Raw genomic sequence first — 15,808 nt, 5'->3', positions numbered from 1 at the left:
TGTTCTCCTGTGGCAAAATAATGCTTTATTTCGTTAAAAATCCAAGGATAACCTATCGCAGCACGACCTATCATCATACCATCGAGACCAAATTTATTGTTATATTCTAATGCTTTTTCGGGAGAATCGATATCGCCATTTCCAAAAATAGGCATCGTAATTCTTGGATTGTTTTTTACTCTTTCTATGTGCGTCCAGTCCGAATGTCCTTTATACATTTGTGCTCTTGTTCTCGCATGAACGGTTAGTGCTTGCACACCAATATCTTGTAAACGTTCGGCAACTTCATCAATATTAATAGAGTTATCATCCCAACCCAAACGAGTTTTTACCGTAACTGGCAAATTGGTACTTCTTATAACGGCTTTGGTTAACCGAACCATAAGATCTACATCTTTTAGAACGCCTGCTCCTGCTCCTTTGCAAACTACTTTTTTTACGGGGCAACCATAATTAATGTCTACTAAATCAGGGTGAACGGCATCGACAATTTTTGCAGACATGGCCATAGCTTCTTCATCACCACCAAAAATTTGAATTCCAACTGGTCGTTCGTAATCGAAAATATCTAATTTTTGTCTGCTTTTTATGGCGTCACGAATTAATCCTTCGGAAGAAATAAATTCCGAATACATTAAATCGGCACCGTGCAATTTGCACAATCTACGGAATGGCGGATCGCTCACGTCTTCCATAGGTGCGAGAAGTAATGGGAAATCTGGCAATATGATGTTACCTATTTTAGGCATTGTCTATTTTTTTGCAAAGATAGGACAAGATTTTTGAATGAAGAGCAATGATTTTTGATTTCAGCTTTTTTAACTAATAATCATTCTTTCTTTTATCGAAAAAAGTGATTGGTTTTCTACTCATCGGATTAAAAATAAGTGGGTTTAAAATCTCCTTTGTAGTAAATTCAATTTTTGGAGTTACTCGTAATTTGGCTCTAAAATGGTCTTTCAGCTCTTGCAAAAATGCTTCCGATTTATTTTTGACAGCAATTTTTATTAAAATCTCATCGGTTCCTAAATCGTTAGTAGATATTTCAATAATATGACTTTCTATGTTTTCAAAATGAGTTAAAACATCATTCATCGCTGGCGGATACAAAGTGGTTCCTTTGTATTTTATCATTTGTTGTTTTCGTCCAATTACTGGTCCAACTCGCAACGTGTTTCGTCCGCAAGCGCAAGGTTCAGAATGCAATTGTACAATATCGCCAGTTTTGAAACGAACCAATGGCATAGCTTCTACACCAATTGTAGTGAAAGTTAATTCGCCAGATTCACCATTTTTTACAGGTTTATTATTCTCGTCTAGCACTTCGATAATAATTAATTCCGGATGATGGTGACCACCAATTGAATGTTCACATTCGGTAAATGCAGTACTCATTTCGGTCGATGCGTAAGTCGAAAACAACTTAATATTCCATTTATCAGTTATTTTTTTAGATAAAATACTCATCGAGAAATCCTGATTCCGAAGAGATTCTCCAATACAAATAGCACCTTTTATACTTGATTTATTATAATCGATATTGTTATTTTCGGCATATTCTATTAGTTTCAATAAAAATGACGGAACCGTTATGAGATGTGTTGGTTTGTATTTTAGAATAGAATCCCATTGCAATTCAGGAATTCCTGCACCCACACGAATTACGCCTACTTTCATTTTTCGCAAACCTAAAAAGTAAGCCAATCCAGCCATAAATCTTCGGTCGATAGTAGTCATCATTTGCACCACATCTCCTTCTTTTATACCTGCACAATCGAACGAAATTGCTTCGTTATAGGCCAATCTTTCTAAATCATTATCGGTCAATCCAAAAGTTACTGGTTCGCCTAATGTTCCAGATGTTGTGGCATAATCGATTATTTTATTAGTGGGAACACATAAGAAATCATCATTATATTTTTGTAAATCTTCTTTTGAAGTTAAAGGCAAAAGCTGCAAATTTTCTAAGGTTTTTATGTTTTTTACATCTATATTATCTTTTGCAAAAAGTCTTTTGTAATAAGGTGAATTCTGGTTTACGTAAGCTAGTAATTCCAAAAGTTTTTGCTCCTGAAAAGATTTAATTTCTTCGGTTGTTGCGGTTTCTATTTTTGGAATCATTTTTGCTTTTTTTCACCACATAGAAACATAGATTTTTTAAACTTTTTAAGTAAAATCTAGGATTCATAGTTTTGTATTAATTATTAGACTGTCCGCCAAACGGACTAAATTTATTTTTGCCACAGATTTAAAAGATTTTCACAGATTAATGAAATGTGGATTCAAAATTACTGTAAAAATCCGTGGGAATCTTTTAAATCTGTGGCAAAAATTATTATGGCACTAGTTGGGCAATTATTTTATTTTTCTTTCTATTTTCTTTAAATACTTCTCAATTTCTAATTTCTCGGGAAGTGTTGTAATTTCTTTTGTCAACGCTTTTTCGAATTGCTCTTTTGCCAATTGATATTGCTTTTTCCGATAAAAATTCAATCCAACTTTATAATAAACAACCCAATAATTAGGATTCAAAGATTGATACTGTTTAACAAAATCCGAAGATAATTCTTTTTTAGCTTCTAAAAACGCGTCTGCTTTTCTGTCTTCAATTCTAAAAAGCTCATAATTTTTATATTCAGCAGTTTCTAAAAAAACGTCTTTTGGAATATTTAAATTTTCTTGTTGCAGAGAAACTATTTCTCCTGTCGTCTTGTTTTTATTAAAAATTTTATTCAAATCATAACAAACAAATTCTCCCAATTGATACGGATTTGCAGAAACCCAAACCAATCGTTGCTCTGGTTTGAAAATAATTCCGTGATGGGCAATCATTTGGTTTAAGGCTTTTTCGTTACCGTAACCCAAAGGCAGATTATTTAAACCTTCTTTATTTCGAAGAATTTCAGAAGCGCTTTTTGGATTTATTTTTAAATTTTTATCAAACAATTCGATCATCCTATCGTAACGATATTTAGAATGACTATTTGTTATTTGATATTTATTTCTATCATTATTCTTTAAGTTTTCACTTTGAAAATGATTAGAACAAATCAATTGGTTACTGTTTTCGACATCAAAAACACCAAAATTATTTGGAGAAACTTCAATTAAAATTGCTTTTTTATCATTGGCACTTCCAATCATTATCGATTCTGACACAAAAACTTGTCGCTTTTTTGCAATAGCAATGGCTTCATCAATATTTTTAGCATATTGCAAAATTTCACGAGTAAAAATAGAAATTGGTGTTTTTGCTATGAGTGGAATTTTCGATTTTCCAGCATTTATAGTAATGGTCAAACCTTCGTTATTCATACCAGAACAAGCGCCAATCATTCCTGCCCAAGTGACCATCATAAACGGATAACCCTGTTTTGGATTTACAAAAGCTACGATTTTATCTTTGGCAAAATCATCGCCTGCGTAAAAATCGAAATTTCTTCCTAAAATTAAGCTCCCATCTTCAGATTTATTTCCCCAAGCAGCAAAAGAAGAACAGCCAACCAATGCCAAATCCTGCAGTGCGTGGCCAATATCATGAGCGCCATGCAAATACAAACTTCGCAAATATGGCGGTGCAATATTGTCGAAATCATGCGATGAATACTGAGAAATTCCGTAGATTTCGGTTTTGTATTCTTCCGTAACATTCAAATATAATTTCCGATTATACCATTTCAGGAAAATTCTTAGTAATTTTTGTTTGAATTTTGAAGGAACTATATCTTTAATTTTTGAAAAAAAAACGGCTTCTTGTTTCTTCAACAAACTATCCGACAAACTTCCAAATGCCAAGCCTCTTTCGAGCGCATCACCTTCTACATAAAGTTCCCAAAGGTTTTGTTTATTTTTAAGCAAGAAATTATTTCCTGTTGAAAAAAGTGTATTAGACTGTTTTTGTACAACAGGAATTGTATTGTTATAAGCTTCTAATTGTAGTTTGTGATGCAATGATTTTGATGTTCCACAAGAGAAAACCATCAAAAGAAATAGGGATAAAATTGAATATTGAAAAAGTCTTTTCATATTTTATCTATTCTTCTGTAAATTGATTGATTTTATCAACCAAATATTCTTTGCCCACAATTTCCGAACAGGTCACAACAGCGCCAATAGTTACACCCAAAACACCATGCATATTGATACTTTGACCTGTAAGATATAGGTTGTTTAGTTTAGTTTTTGAGGCTATAAATGTTTTCATCGGATTGTTTGCATCTTTTTCGTAACCATACATATTTCCTTTGTAACCACCTATATAATCACGGTAAGACAATGGTGTCGATGTATGAACAGATTTTATACAATCTCTAATTCCTGGGAATTTAAGTTCAATTTCTTGAAGAAATTTTTCTGCTTTTCTAGCTTTAAATTCGTCATAAGTTTCTCCCCTATCTTCTTTCTCCGCTGTTGTATTATAAGTATGTTCCCAAGCTTTTAATTCGTCGAATTTCATGTAAGTAAGAAAAGTCATTCCGTCCGCCCAAACGTATTCTTTTCCCGCATTCATAGAAGCCATGAATGCTTTTGGCCAAGATTGTTCGTCATATTCGTGGGCCGTCCAGACTTCTTCACTATTTTTAAAATGGTAATAATTATGATTGCGGTATTTGAAAGTTTCTGGTTTAAAAACAATATACAAACTAAAAGGAGAAAAAACACCTTCTAAACTATCAATTCGTTTGACATATGATTTTCTAAATTTGTCTTCTCCAACCATTTTTAAGGTTGCTTTTGGATCTACATTAGATATAAAAATGTTTCCAGAAACTGAAGTTCCATCTTTCATCACAGCTCGTTTGACATCGTTTTCTTCCGATTCGAATTGTACAACTTCTTTATATTTATACACTTCGCCGCCGTGCTTTTTGAGTTGTTTTATGAGTTGTTTTGTAATTTGACTTCCGCCATTTACGCAACGATAAGAACTCTGAATATAAGAGTTTACAGACAAGGCGTGAACGTAAAAAGGAGATTTGTCGGCAATTCCTGCATACAGAAAATTAGTTCCGCCAAGAACGGCTCGCAATTCTTTGTTTTCGGTTACATCATCGATAAATTGCTTTGCATTTATAGATAAAATTTCACTGTCATATTCGCCTTCGTGTTGCAAATTATACAAAGGAAATGAGTCGCAAGTTGTGATAACTTCTTTGCAATATTTCTGGATATTTTCTTTTTCTTCAGGAAAAAATTTTACTAATTGGTTGGTGAAATTTTCATAACCTTGCGCATGAGGAAATTCTTTATTTGTATCTTCAAAAGAAACGATATCAAATCCGTCTTCGTCCATTTTTTTGAGTTTCAAATCGTCCATAATGCCTAAATATTTAAAATATTTATACAAATTCTGACCCTCACTTAATCCTCCAATATAATGAATTCCCGTATCGAAAATGGTTTTATCTCTTACGAAAGTTTGCAAATTCCCACCAAACTGATTATTTTTTTCGAGTACGCAAACGCTATAACCTTCCTTGGCTAATATAATTGCAGAAACCAATCCGCCCAAACCACTTCCTATAATTACTATGTCGTAATGCTCTTTCATTAAGATTTTTTCTTTAAAACAATCAATTGGTCATCTTCAAATTCGATTTCAAAACCAGAATCAAGGAACGAATTTAGTAACTTAAAATTATTAATTAATAGAATCGTGCTGGTAATCTGAACTATTTTTTGAATATTGATATCGTTTATCGCATCTGAAATTAAAACAACATCATAATTTTTAGCTATTTCATCTTCTGATGTCAAATAGTTTATGGTTCGCTTTTTTGTCCAAAGATTTTGTTTGGCAACATCCCTGTTTAATTCATTTACAAGATAATTATCTACTCTTCTTTGGGCTTCTTGCAAGGTTAACAACACATCGAGTTGCCCAAAATCATTGGATAAATGAAGTGTTTTCGCTTTTTTACCAATCTGTTTATTTAAGTTAAAATAACAAAGTAAATTGTTTTTCAAATCTGCTTTAACAGCATTTACAATTTCGGCTTCTTTATAAGCGAAACTTAGTAAAATCATTTTTTTGAAATAATTTTTATCCTCAGTTTCGTAACGCAATTTTTGAAATTCTTGTTTAAAAAAAGTTCCTATTTTTTTTGTTCTTTCAGTATAATCATTACCAAAAACGCTATTATTCGGCGTAATTCTTTCTAAAATTTTGATGGTAATAGAACCGTCATAAATAATAAAATCATTTTTGGGAAGCGTTTCAGAATTTCCGTGAATAAGAATTGGAATGATATCTAAATTAAAATGGTCGGCAATATAGAAAGCGCCTTTGTGAAAACGATTCATCACATTGCTCTCAGATCTTGTTCCTTCTGGAAAAACCACTATCGAATAACCTTCTTCAATTTTAGGACGCAAATGCTCTAAACTGCCATCGACACCCTCAGAAACTGGATAAAAACCAGATGCTTTTACTGCACCACCAAAAACTGGCGAATTATAAACCCAATCACTCACTAAATAAATAATTTTTGGACTGAGTAAACCAACCGATAAAATATCTAAAAACGACGTGTGATTAGCAATAATTACTGCTGGTTTGTCAAATTTTTCGTTTCCAATGTTACTAATTTTTTTAATTACAAATGGATTGGTATAAAGCACCGATTTCATGAATTTTGACATCACATATCGGAAATATTTCATTTTAGTTTCAGTCTTAAATGGCAATATTTTTAGAATCGTAACACTAAAAACAGACATGATAAAACCACCGAAACCATAATAGAAAAAAGAAAGAATTCCATGAATAAAAGAACGCAATTCGAATGGTTGCTTTCCTTTTTTGGTTCTATTGGTTACAAAAAAAGCAAAAACCAAAGGCTGAATCACAAACGTAATTATCAAAGATGAAAATATACCGATAATTCCAATTAATGCAATAGATTTTAGTGCTGGATGTTTGGCAAAAATCAAAACGCCAATTCCTAAAATAGTTGTCGCGACTGATAGTAAAATGGACGTTTTATAAGTTGGTAATTCAACTTTCCCAAAAGTGTGTTCTTTTTGCAAAGCCATAGTCATAAAAATACTGTAATCGACGCCAATTCCGAAGATTAGTGTGCAAACAATAATATTAATCACATTAAACTGAATGCCGAACATTCCCATAATTCCAGTAGTAAAAATCCAACTAATTAATATTGGAATAATGCTTACAATGGCTAATTCTAATCTTCTAAAAGCAATAAAAAGAACTAAAAATATGATGATAAAAGAATAATTTTCGAGATTTTCGAAATTGGCTTTCAATGAGTTTAAAAACACTTCATTTGTTTCTTGTCTGTCAATTACAACTGTGTTCACCTGCTTTTTTATATCATTTACAAATGAATCTCTTTTATCGTTTGGCACTTTTACCAAAGTGGACACGGTATAAAAACCATTCTTATTGGCAACAAATTCTTCTAAAAAAAATGACTTTACTTTTGCGTATTCTTGAAACGAAATTACATTGAAATTTTGATTTAAAGTTTCATAAAAACGAGAAAAAGTAGTGTCTTTAAACCCATATTTATTTCCATTAGAAATTAAATTGTTTTTTAGATTCGACTTTTTTTCTGAAGACCAAAACATATTCCAATCCTGAATTTTTTGCTTCTGAATTTCCTCAGAAAAAACAATTCCGCCAATCGAACTAAAATTTAAAATTTCTCCTGATTTTTTATCTTTTTCTAATACCGAAAATAATTTATTGTTGTTCTCTAAAACTTCTTCGTAATTTTTCCCATGTGTAACCAGATAAATAGATTTTGAAGAAATATTGGCAATGTTTTCTAAATATTTCTCAGTCTTTTTTAATTCTGGCGTCATAAAATTAAGTGATGACAAATCATTATTGAAAGTAACTTTCGAATATGTGAAAAGCGAAATAATGAGTAAAACAAAAACTGAAACTATCAAAAATTTATTTTTGTGATAGGAATAAGAACCTGATTTATCGATAATATTTAACTTTGGAACTGCGATTTCTTTTTTTGATTTGTACAAAAGTGGAATTAAAACCAGTGAGAAAAACGAAGTAGCAACAACACTTAGAGCTGCAAAAATTGCCAAATCTTGTAAAGCTTCCGATTTTATAAAAAACAAGCACAAAAAGGTAATTCCTGTTGTAATTCCGCAGAGCATTAATGGTTTTGAAATATCTTTATACAGCAGTTTAATGTCTTTTTTGTTCCGCAAATGTGTCAAGACATAAATAGAATAATCCGTTGTTTCTCCTAATAAAATAGAACTAATTCCTAGAGAAATTGCCGAAATTGTTCCTTTAAAAAAGTACAAAACCGCTAAGGCAAAAATGGCTCCAAAAATAGAAGGAATAAAAATGAGAATTGGCGTTGCAATATTTTTGTAAAAAAAAGCTAAAATAAGAATCAAAGTTACTGTTGCAAAAATGGACGTTTTTTGCACATCGGATTTTATTTGTGTCGCATTTGCAACTGCAACTGGTGTAGCTCCAAAATAACTCATGCTCACTTTATTCCCAAAATTAGAATCTAAATTGGTTTTTATTTTTTCTAATTCGTCAATGAATAAAGTATTTTTATCGGTTTCATTTGCAGGCAATTTTGTTGTGATAAACAACATCAAATTCTTTTTGTCTTTGGTTAAAACGAAGCCATTATGCAATTCGAAATCATCACCAATACTTAGTTGTTGCAATTTTTTTAATGCAATAAATGAAATTCCTAGTGGATCTTGCAATATAAAATCCTTAGTAACCATTCCTGTGGGAGAAACTAACGATTTGTAATCAGCTTCCACAATTTTTGAAATACTATCGCTATTTATTTTATTTTGAATGGTTGCATAATCGCTTTTATCTAGAAAAAGAGGCAAATGAGCATACACAAAATCGAAGGTTTCTTGTATGTTTTCTTCGTCAATCTTTCCTTGAAGCTTCCCTACATAAGGTTTGCATTTACTGTCTAATTCATTAATAAACTCATTAGCATATTGGGTTAAATCATCAGGAGAACCATTGCTTTTACTTTTAATGATAATCGTTATTTTATCAGCAAAATTAACTTGTTCTAATACTTTTGATGTAACTCCAGATTGGTCATTGGAGGGAATAAGTTGTGTGATGTTTTCTTGAAAAGAGATTCTTGAAGCAAAAAAACCAAAAAATAAGAGTAACGCAAATACAATTCCTGAAAACAGCAATTTGTTTTTATTAGCGAATGTATTAAGGTTAAAAAAGAAGTTTTGCATGCTTTATTTTTTGCTTTTAAAAGTACTAAAAATCGTTAATAAAAAATACCCAGAAAGGCCAAAAATGATTGACACCATGGTTGCTAAAACAAAACTTCCTATGAGATACTGGCTAATGTTGTTTTGAACGTCGACAAGTGTCATCGAAGTCTCTAGCAATAATGGCTTCCCAGTCTTGACAAAATAACTGCCCATTTTTAGAGATCCGTAAATTATAAAAGGAATAAAAACAGGAAAACTAACATTAGAAAAAGCAAACGCAATGAGTTTATTCAACTTAAAAAAAACAGCTAAAAACAATACAATTATCGTCTGAAATCCCCAAAAAGGAGCAATTCCTATAAAAGTTCCTAATGCAATAGACAAGGATTTTTTTGCATTACTATCCTCGTTATGCAATATGTTTTCTAGAAAAAAATTCTTAATTCCTTTTTTTTTTAATCTCAAAAAAAAATCTCTTGGTTTGATATAAAAGATTACAATTGCTACTAAAATCGTATTTAAAATACTAATTCGAGTAAAATCCTTAAATGGTCTAAAATGTGAAACTCTTTCGGTTGGATCATATAAAACCTGAATAGGAATGTTTTTTACAGTGATTCCTTTCCAAGCGGCGCGGACAATCACTTCGATTTCGAACTCAAATTTGTTTGTAAAATATTTTTTAGGAATCTTTTTTACTGGATACAATCTATAACCAGATTGCGTGTCTTCTAGCTTGATTCCTGTTTCAAACCAAAACCAAAAATTAGAAAATTTGTTTCCAAAACTACTTTTTTTAGGCACGTTTTCTTGTGTCATATTTCGACTTCCTATCAGTAACTCTTCACCATCTGCATTAATTTTATTAATAAACAATGGAATATCTGAGGCGAAATGTTGTCCGTCGGAATCGATAGTAATGGCGTAATCAAAATTAAGTTCTAATGCTTTTTTGAAACCGTTTTGTAATGCGATTCCTTTTCCAGCATTCTTTGGGTGGTGAATTTGAGTAAGATTTGAGTAGTTTTTTAAAATTTCAGCCGTCGAATCAGTCGAACCATCATTTACAACAATCACATTTGTGGTATATTCTAAAACAGAATCTAAAACACGTGCTAATGTTTTATGATTATTATACGTTGGTACAATAACACAAAAATTTAATGGTTTTATTTGATTTATTTCGGGAATAAAAGTTTCCATTTTCTAATTTAACTATTTGATAGTTTGTTTTTCATCGGAAGAAAAACTTTTAGATTGCACTATAAAACTTTTCAAATAAGCTCTCAAAGCATTAGATTGCTCGCTATAATGTGCTAGAATAAACGTAGCGTCTTCTTTTTTGTTTTTGTTGTATTTTACAATTTTAGGAACATTTTCCTGAATACTTAATCTGATTAATCGGATTTCGATGTTGTTTGGTTCGCTTACAACAGCAAGTTCAACCAACTTTGCGCCTTCTTTAAAGTTTTTAATTTTGTCTGAAATTTTCTTTTCAAATTTTGCAGAAATGGTAATCGCTGATCCTTTATAAGCTACTAATGTTTTATTACTTTCGGTTGTAACGTCTGAAAGTTTTAACAGAAATTCTTTTGATGTAACTTCTGAATTTGCTGCATTCGGATACAACTTTCTAATCTCAGAAATATCCGGATTACTGAAAGAAAACAGAAAGCAGAAAATAGAAAATAGAAATTTCATTGTTATACTTTTTTATAAACGCTACTCAATTTCAAAGCTACAGTTTCGTTAAAATAAGTTATGTTTTTTACTTTAATCAAATCATCGTCAGTTGTTGTAATATCAAGTTCTAACCGTAATTCTGGTGTTACTTCCGGATTTATTAATGCCATAAATTTAACATTAGTTAAATTCTGCATAATTAGAGAACTTTCTGTGATTTGCTCTGTAATTTCTTTAATAATTTGCATCATACAAACGCCTGGCATAATAGGATTGCCTGGAAAATGTCCTTTGAAAACTTCGTGTTTTTCATTAACAAAAATGATAGCCAAATGTTTTTGACTATCATTTTTTTCTAATGAAATTACTTTATAAAAATCTTTTAAAAGCATGTTTCTTTTATTTTATATCAAATGTATAAGTTGCTCCTAATTGGAAAACAACATTTTTTGGATTACTATTATTAAAATCATAAACCGAAATAAATCCTTTTTTCACTCTTGCTTCTAAACCAAAATTATTGGTGAAATTATATCCAAATCCTGCTGTTAATGTCAAATCGACATCGTTTGATTCAGAGAAAAGGAAAAAATCATCAGAATTATTATTTACAAACCTTGTTTTGTCTACAACAAAATCTAAAGTTGGACCAACATGAAAGTTAAATTTGTCTGTAAAAGTAAATTTATTAAGTATTCCAATCGAAAGATAAGATACATCAAATTTTGTTCTAGTCACTACATTGCCATCTCTTGATTCAACATATGAACCTTGTCTAGAATAATTAATCTCAGGCTGCAATGTGTAATATTTTGTAAGATGTAAAGCGCCGTAAAAACCTACATATAAATCAGTTTTTGCTTTAAAATCGTCATTGTTATTTGTCGTTGAAACATAGTTTCCATTACCATCATATGTATAACTCGTATAAGCATCTCCTTGAGTAAAGTGAGAGAAGTTCACTCCCCCTCTTAATCCTGGCTTAAATGTTACTTGAGCTTCTGTTTGTGTAATTCCTAATAATGCAATAATGGCAACAATAAATAATTTTTTCATTTCTAATTTGTCTTTAAATAATTTAATTCTATTCTCAATTTTATATTATAATGTTGAATGATAATATTTTCGGCAAAAGTATTGTTTTCTGAGGTAAAATTAATATTAATTTGCTCTTTTCTTTTGGTTGCATGTACAATTTTGTAGAGTTTATTTTCTTTTTTTGATGCAAAAAAATAGTTAAACTGAGTTCCATCTTCAGATTTATACACTTTATTTTCTGCGTCTTCTAATTGTTCTTTTATCTGAAATTGATTTTTTAACAACAACCTAAAATCAGTTTTTAAAGTATTAATTAATATTTTTCTATTCAGTTCCTCTACAATCGAGTTTACTTTAAAATCAGTTTCAGAAATTTCAAAATCTAATAATTTATTTCCAAATTCGGTCGTAAAAACAACTCTATGTGTGGCTGCATTTATTTTTTTCGCGATAAAAATCCCTGACAAATCATTGCCATAAACCGAAATGTTTGCTTTATAGACGTAATCTATTTCCGGATTAGCAAAATACGGAACGTTATAAATTGTGTTTTCTAAAGTTACTAGCTTCAACTCTTTTTCGAGATTATTTGAAGCACAAGAAGCAACCAAAAACAGCATACTAATTAAAAATAGAATTGTCGATTTTTGCATTTAATATTTTATTTTTCAACACAATACGTGTGTAATCTTCTGATGATTCTAGCAGTTTTACCTGAATTACTGTCGCATCATTTTTATCGAAAGTTAACTCAATTTGTTTGATGTATTTTTTTAACGCTGCATCTTTTGGGATAAACTTTGTGATATTGTTGGTTTTATTTTTAAAATAAGATATTACAAATTCCTTATCGTCAAACATATCACCGCTTACGCTTCCCACAATGAGTTTGTTTATTTTTGCAAAGATTTTGCTACTGCTCACATCCATCGCACTTTTCTTGCCTTCATCATCTATAAAAATCTTTCCATTTTTGAAAATAATGCTATAATTATAAGGTTTTTTGTATTGCCATTGCAACATATTTGGCTCTTTAAATGCCATTTTCCCTGAAGTTTCTATGTCTTTCGATAAAAAATCTAGGTGTTTGTATTGCACAAAATCAGTAGTTAAAGTTTTTATCTTTGTTGCCACTTCTTTGACTGTTTTTTTGAAAGAAACTATTTCTGCTTCAGTCATTTTTTGCTCTTGCGCGAGTAATGAAAAGTTGCAAAAACATAAAATTAATGCAATTATAGCTATTTTAATCTTCATAAGCTTTGATGTCTAAAAGTTGCTCTAACGAGACGACTTTATATTTATTTTCTTCAATAAACTGCAATAACTGTTCCAATGCGTTCACAGATTGTAAAGAAGTGTCGTGCAAAAGTACAATTCCGCCAGGAGAAATTAGTTTTTTTATTCTATTAAAAACTAGTTTTTCGTTTTTAATAATTCCGTCTAACGAACGAATATTCCAGCCAATAACGTGGTGTTTTGTTACTTCTAAAGCTTTCTTTATAGAAGGATTTGTAACCCCAAAAGGCGGACGAAACAAAATAGTTTTTTTACCTGAAATTTTTTCGATAAGAGCATCTGTTTTTACAATTTCGGCTATTAATTTGTCTTTTCTGTAAAAATCGAAAAGACGAGAATGATCATAAGAATGATTTCCAACAAGATGTCCTTCAGCAATGATTTTTTTTAGAATTTCAGGATGTTTTTCTACATTTTTACCAATACAAAAAAAAGTAGCTTTTGTATTGTACTTTTTTAAAACATCTAAAACCAATAGCGTCATTTCGTGTGGCCCGTCATCGAATGTTAGTGCTATATTTTTTTCTTTTTCTAACGGATTGTTACAATACGCTTTTAAAAAAAAATTTAAAGGAATTTGAGTAGAACCCGTAATTATAACAATAAATCTGGCTACAAAAAGCAACAGAAATAACCACCAATTTACCGTTACAAAAAAACTAAAAAGTAATAGCAAGGCGAGAAGTACAAAAAAAATAATATTTGTATTTCGGTAATTTAACATTTCGAAATTAAGGTAAAACTATGATCGATTCCTTTGTATTGGTTGTATAAAAGTATGGTTTTATAGTCTGTTTTTTCAACCGTATTCACTTTTAGAATTTCAGGGATTTGTTTTGTTTTAATAATTTTTGCACCAACCCACAATCCAAAAGCAGAGGCTGTATTGTATTCGCCAGACAAATGTTTGTAATAAACTTGTTGTGTTTTTGCAAAAGTGTTTTCAGCAATATTTTTATAAAAAGCATCAGTTTTTACATCCCCGTTATAACCCAAAACTACTACATCAATATCAGAAACTTGTAATGAATTTGATTTTAGAAAGTCAATTATTTTTGCCTCAACGGCATCAATTTTAAGTTTATTAATGATTTCAACATCTAAAACTTCCGCATACGAATTGTCTTGTTTTTTGTCTTCGAGAACAAAAAAAGTAGCGCCTTCGCTATACACAACACCTTTTGTATTTGAGTTTAATACTTTATACGGACTTTCGTTATCTTGTTTTATAAATCCAGCCAACTTAAAAAGTGATGCTGTATAATCGTTCATTTCGTCTATTCCTCCAATTAAAATTGAGGAAGCTTCGTTTTCATCAAACTGTAATTTTGCATCTAAAAGTGCCGATTCGAAAGAAACTGAACCATTCACATAAGTGAAATTATAGGCTTTGCATTGCAATCCCAAAGCAATTTGAGAACCAACCGTATTGTGAGTTGATTGGATAAAAGAAGTTGGCGTTAAAAATTCTTCTTTATTGTCAATTAATGCCCTTAGAAATTTATCAGAATCGTCTATACAGCCCATTCCTGTTCCTGTAATGATAGCATCAAAAGTTTCGACATTTGCTTCTTTAATGGCTAATGCCGAAGCTACAATTCCGTTTTTTACACCTTTTGCCATTCTTCGAATTGCCGTTGGCGAAATAAAATCTTTGTAAACAGGAATTTCTAATGGCAAAACATTAGTGGTTTCATTTATTATTGCTTCTTCCAAAAAAATTGTGTCGAACGTTTTTTGAGCCGAAATACAACCTACACCATTTATATATGTCTTTCTCATTCGTTTTTTGAAAAAATTACGGTCGAACAATTTCCTCCAAATCCAAAAGAATTAGACAAAACATGTTTGATATTTTTTTGTTTTAAAGTGGTTTGTGGAATCATATTAAATTCTTCCATAGGTGTTTTGAAATTCATATTTGGAAAAACCACATTATTTTGAATTGCCAAAACACTATAAACAGCTTCAATCGCTGCGGCGGCTGCTAATGTGTGACCTGTAAATGGTTTTGTTGAACTAAAATCAGGTATGTTTTCTTCGCCAAAAACTCTAACTATTGCTCTTCCTTCAGACAAATCATTGTTTGGTGTTGCAGTTCCATGCACATTTATATAATCAATTTGTTCTGGTTCTAAACCCGAAACTTGAAAGGCTTTTTCCATTGCTAGAAAAGCACCATCTCCGTTTTCAGAAGAAGCCGTTTGATGAAAAGCATCGTTTGCATTTCCGTAACCAGAAACTCTTGCTAATACTTTTTTATTCTCTTTTTTTACAATTTCGTCAGATTCTAACACTAAAAAAGCTGCGGCTTCACCTAAATTTAATCCTTTTCTATCATTATCAAATGGCATATTATAACCGTCCGATAAAATCATTAAAGTTTTAAATCCGTTGATAGTAAATTTTGCCAAAGCATCGGTTCCGCCTACAATAACTCGATCTAATTTTCCAGATTTTATCAATCGTGCGCCCAACATAATCGCATTGGCTGCAGACGAACAAGCCGTACTTATCGTGGTTACCATTCCGTTTAAACCCAATTCATCAGCTATTTTTTGAGCCACATCACCACCAT

14 protein-coding genes are annotated in these 15,808 nt (G+C 31.1%); all 14 read right to left on the bottom strand.

What is annotated here, in order from left to right; translation table 11 throughout:
- Positions 1-749: tRNA dihydrouridine synthase (locus tag ACH2BG_RS08840; protein WP_395047328.1), on the bottom strand; the 749-nt coding region annotated here is incomplete at its 3' end.
- A gap of 73 nt (positions 750-822) precedes the next feature.
- Positions 823-2,121: a phenylacetate--CoA ligase gene (locus ACH2BG_RS08835; RefSeq protein WP_395047327.1), complete on the bottom strand. Its 1,299-nt coding sequence runs from the start codon at positions 2,119-2,121 to the stop codon at positions 823-825.
- A 234-nt stretch (positions 2,122-2,355) separates the two neighbouring features.
- A complete protein-coding gene (locus tag ACH2BG_RS08830; protein WP_395047326.1) occupies positions 2,356-4,026 on the bottom strand; it encodes a C45 family autoproteolytic acyltransferase/hydolase in 1,671 nt (556 codons plus the stop codon).
- Positions 4,027-4,033: 7 nt separating this feature from the next.
- The gene (locus ACH2BG_RS08825) at positions 4,034-5,551 is read right to left on the bottom strand and encodes a phytoene desaturase family protein (RefSeq protein WP_395047325.1); all 1,518 of its coding nucleotides are present in this window, start codon (positions 5,549-5,551) and stop codon (positions 4,034-4,036) included.
- Entirely contained in the window at positions 5,551-9,231 is a 3,681-nt protein-coding gene (locus ACH2BG_RS08820) for a 1-acyl-sn-glycerol-3-phosphate acyltransferase (protein ID WP_395047324.1), read from the bottom strand. Before ACH2BG_RS08820 ends, ACH2BG_RS08825 begins: the two co-directional genes overlap by 1 nt.
- A gap of 3 nt (positions 9,232-9,234) precedes the next feature.
- A complete protein-coding gene (locus tag ACH2BG_RS08815; protein ID WP_395047323.1) occupies positions 9,235-10,416 on the bottom strand; it encodes a DUF2062 domain-containing protein in 1,182 nt (393 codons plus the stop codon).
- 12 nt (positions 10,417-10,428) lie between these two features.
- The gene (locus tag ACH2BG_RS08810) at positions 10,429-10,914 is read right to left on the bottom strand and encodes a hypothetical protein (RefSeq protein ID WP_395047322.1); all 486 of its coding nucleotides are present in this window, start codon (positions 10,912-10,914) and stop codon (positions 10,429-10,431) included.
- Between the two features lie 2 nt (positions 10,915-10,916).
- Positions 10,917-11,288 carry a 3-hydroxyacyl-ACP dehydratase gene (locus ACH2BG_RS08805; RefSeq protein ID WP_395047321.1) on the bottom strand — a complete coding sequence of 124 codons (372 nt, stop codon included), beginning with the start codon at positions 11,286-11,288 and terminating at the stop codon, positions 10,917-10,919.
- A 7-nt stretch (positions 11,289-11,295) separates the two neighbouring features.
- On the bottom strand, positions 11,296-11,952 hold the full coding sequence (locus tag ACH2BG_RS08800) for an outer membrane beta-barrel protein (protein ID WP_395047320.1): 657 nt from the start codon (positions 11,950-11,952) through the stop codon (positions 11,296-11,298).
- Positions 11,953-11,954: 2 nt separating this feature from the next.
- Positions 11,955-12,587 (bottom strand): hypothetical protein, encoded by a 633-nt coding sequence (locus ACH2BG_RS08795; protein ID WP_395047319.1) that lies wholly within the window; start codon positions 12,585-12,587, stop codon positions 11,955-11,957.
- Positions 12,556-13,188, bottom strand: coding sequence for an outer membrane lipoprotein carrier protein LolA (locus ACH2BG_RS08790; protein WP_395047318.1), 633 nt, complete (start codon positions 13,186-13,188; stop codon positions 12,556-12,558). The genes ACH2BG_RS08795 and ACH2BG_RS08790 overlap by 32 nt, the downstream gene beginning before the upstream one ends.
- Positions 13,178-13,954: a polysaccharide deacetylase family protein gene (locus tag ACH2BG_RS08785; protein WP_395047317.1), complete on the bottom strand. Its 777-nt coding sequence runs from the start codon at positions 13,952-13,954 to the stop codon at positions 13,178-13,180. Before ACH2BG_RS08785 ends, ACH2BG_RS08790 begins: the two co-directional genes overlap by 11 nt.
- Positions 13,948-15,012 (bottom strand): beta-ketoacyl synthase N-terminal-like domain-containing protein, encoded by a 1,065-nt coding sequence (locus ACH2BG_RS08780; protein WP_395047316.1) that lies wholly within the window; start codon positions 15,010-15,012, stop codon positions 13,948-13,950. Before ACH2BG_RS08780 ends, ACH2BG_RS08785 begins: the two co-directional genes overlap by 7 nt.
- Positions 15,009-15,808: beta-ketoacyl-[acyl-carrier-protein] synthase family protein (locus tag ACH2BG_RS08775; protein WP_395047315.1), on the bottom strand; the 800-nt coding region annotated here is incomplete at its 5' end. The genes ACH2BG_RS08780 and ACH2BG_RS08775, both read right to left, overlap by 4 nt.

It is taken from the genome of Flavobacterium sp. (genome assembly GCF_043779715.1).
Classification (GTDB): domain Bacteria; phylum Bacteroidota; class Bacteroidia; order Flavobacteriales; family Flavobacteriaceae; genus Flavobacterium.
The sequence above is the reverse complement of the archived record's forward strand: the minus strand, read 5'-3'. Positions and strand labels throughout refer to the sequence as shown.

What these genes read in the sequence shown, in the direction of transcription:
- ACH2BG_RS08835 (WP_395047327.1), bottom strand. Translation starts at nt 2,121, where the DNA reads ATGATTCCAAAAATAGAAACCGCAACAACCGAAGAAATTAAATCTTTT.
- ACH2BG_RS08830 (WP_395047326.1), bottom strand. Translation starts at nt 4,026, where the DNA reads ATGAAAAGACTTTTTCAATATTCAATTTTATCCCTATTTCTTTTGATG.
- ACH2BG_RS08825 (WP_395047325.1), bottom strand. Translation starts at nt 5,551, where the DNA reads ATGAAAGAGCATTACGACATAGTAATTATAGGAAGTGGTTTGGGCGGA.
- ACH2BG_RS08820 (WP_395047324.1), bottom strand. Translation starts at nt 9,231, where the DNA reads ATGCAAAACTTCTTTTTTAACCTTAATACATTCGCTAATAAAAACAAA.
- ACH2BG_RS08815 (WP_395047323.1), bottom strand. Translation starts at nt 10,416, where the DNA reads ATGGAAACTTTTATTCCCGAAATAAATCAAATAAAACCATTAAATTTT.
- ACH2BG_RS08810 (WP_395047322.1), bottom strand. Translation starts at nt 10,914, where the DNA reads ATGAAATTTCTATTTTCTATTTTCTGCTTTCTGTTTTCTTTCAGTAAT.
- ACH2BG_RS08805 (WP_395047321.1), bottom strand. Translation starts at nt 11,288, where the DNA reads ATGCTTTTAAAAGATTTTTATAAAGTAATTTCATTAGAAAAAAATGAT.
- ACH2BG_RS08800 (WP_395047320.1), bottom strand. Translation starts at nt 11,952, where the DNA reads ATGAAAAAATTATTTATTGTTGCCATTATTGCATTATTAGGAATTACA.
- ACH2BG_RS08795 (WP_395047319.1), bottom strand. Translation starts at nt 12,587, where the DNA reads ATGCAAAAATCGACAATTCTATTTTTAATTAGTATGCTGTTTTTGGTT.
- ACH2BG_RS08790 (WP_395047318.1), bottom strand. Translation starts at nt 13,188, where the DNA reads ATGAAGATTAAAATAGCTATAATTGCATTAATTTTATGTTTTTGCAAC.
- ACH2BG_RS08785 (WP_395047317.1), bottom strand. Translation starts at nt 13,954, where the DNA reads ATGTTAAATTACCGAAATACAAATATTATTTTTTTTGTACTTCTCGCC.
- ACH2BG_RS08780 (WP_395047316.1), bottom strand. Translation starts at nt 15,012, where the DNA reads ATGAGAAAGACATATATAAATGGTGTAGGTTGTATTTCGGCTCAAAAA.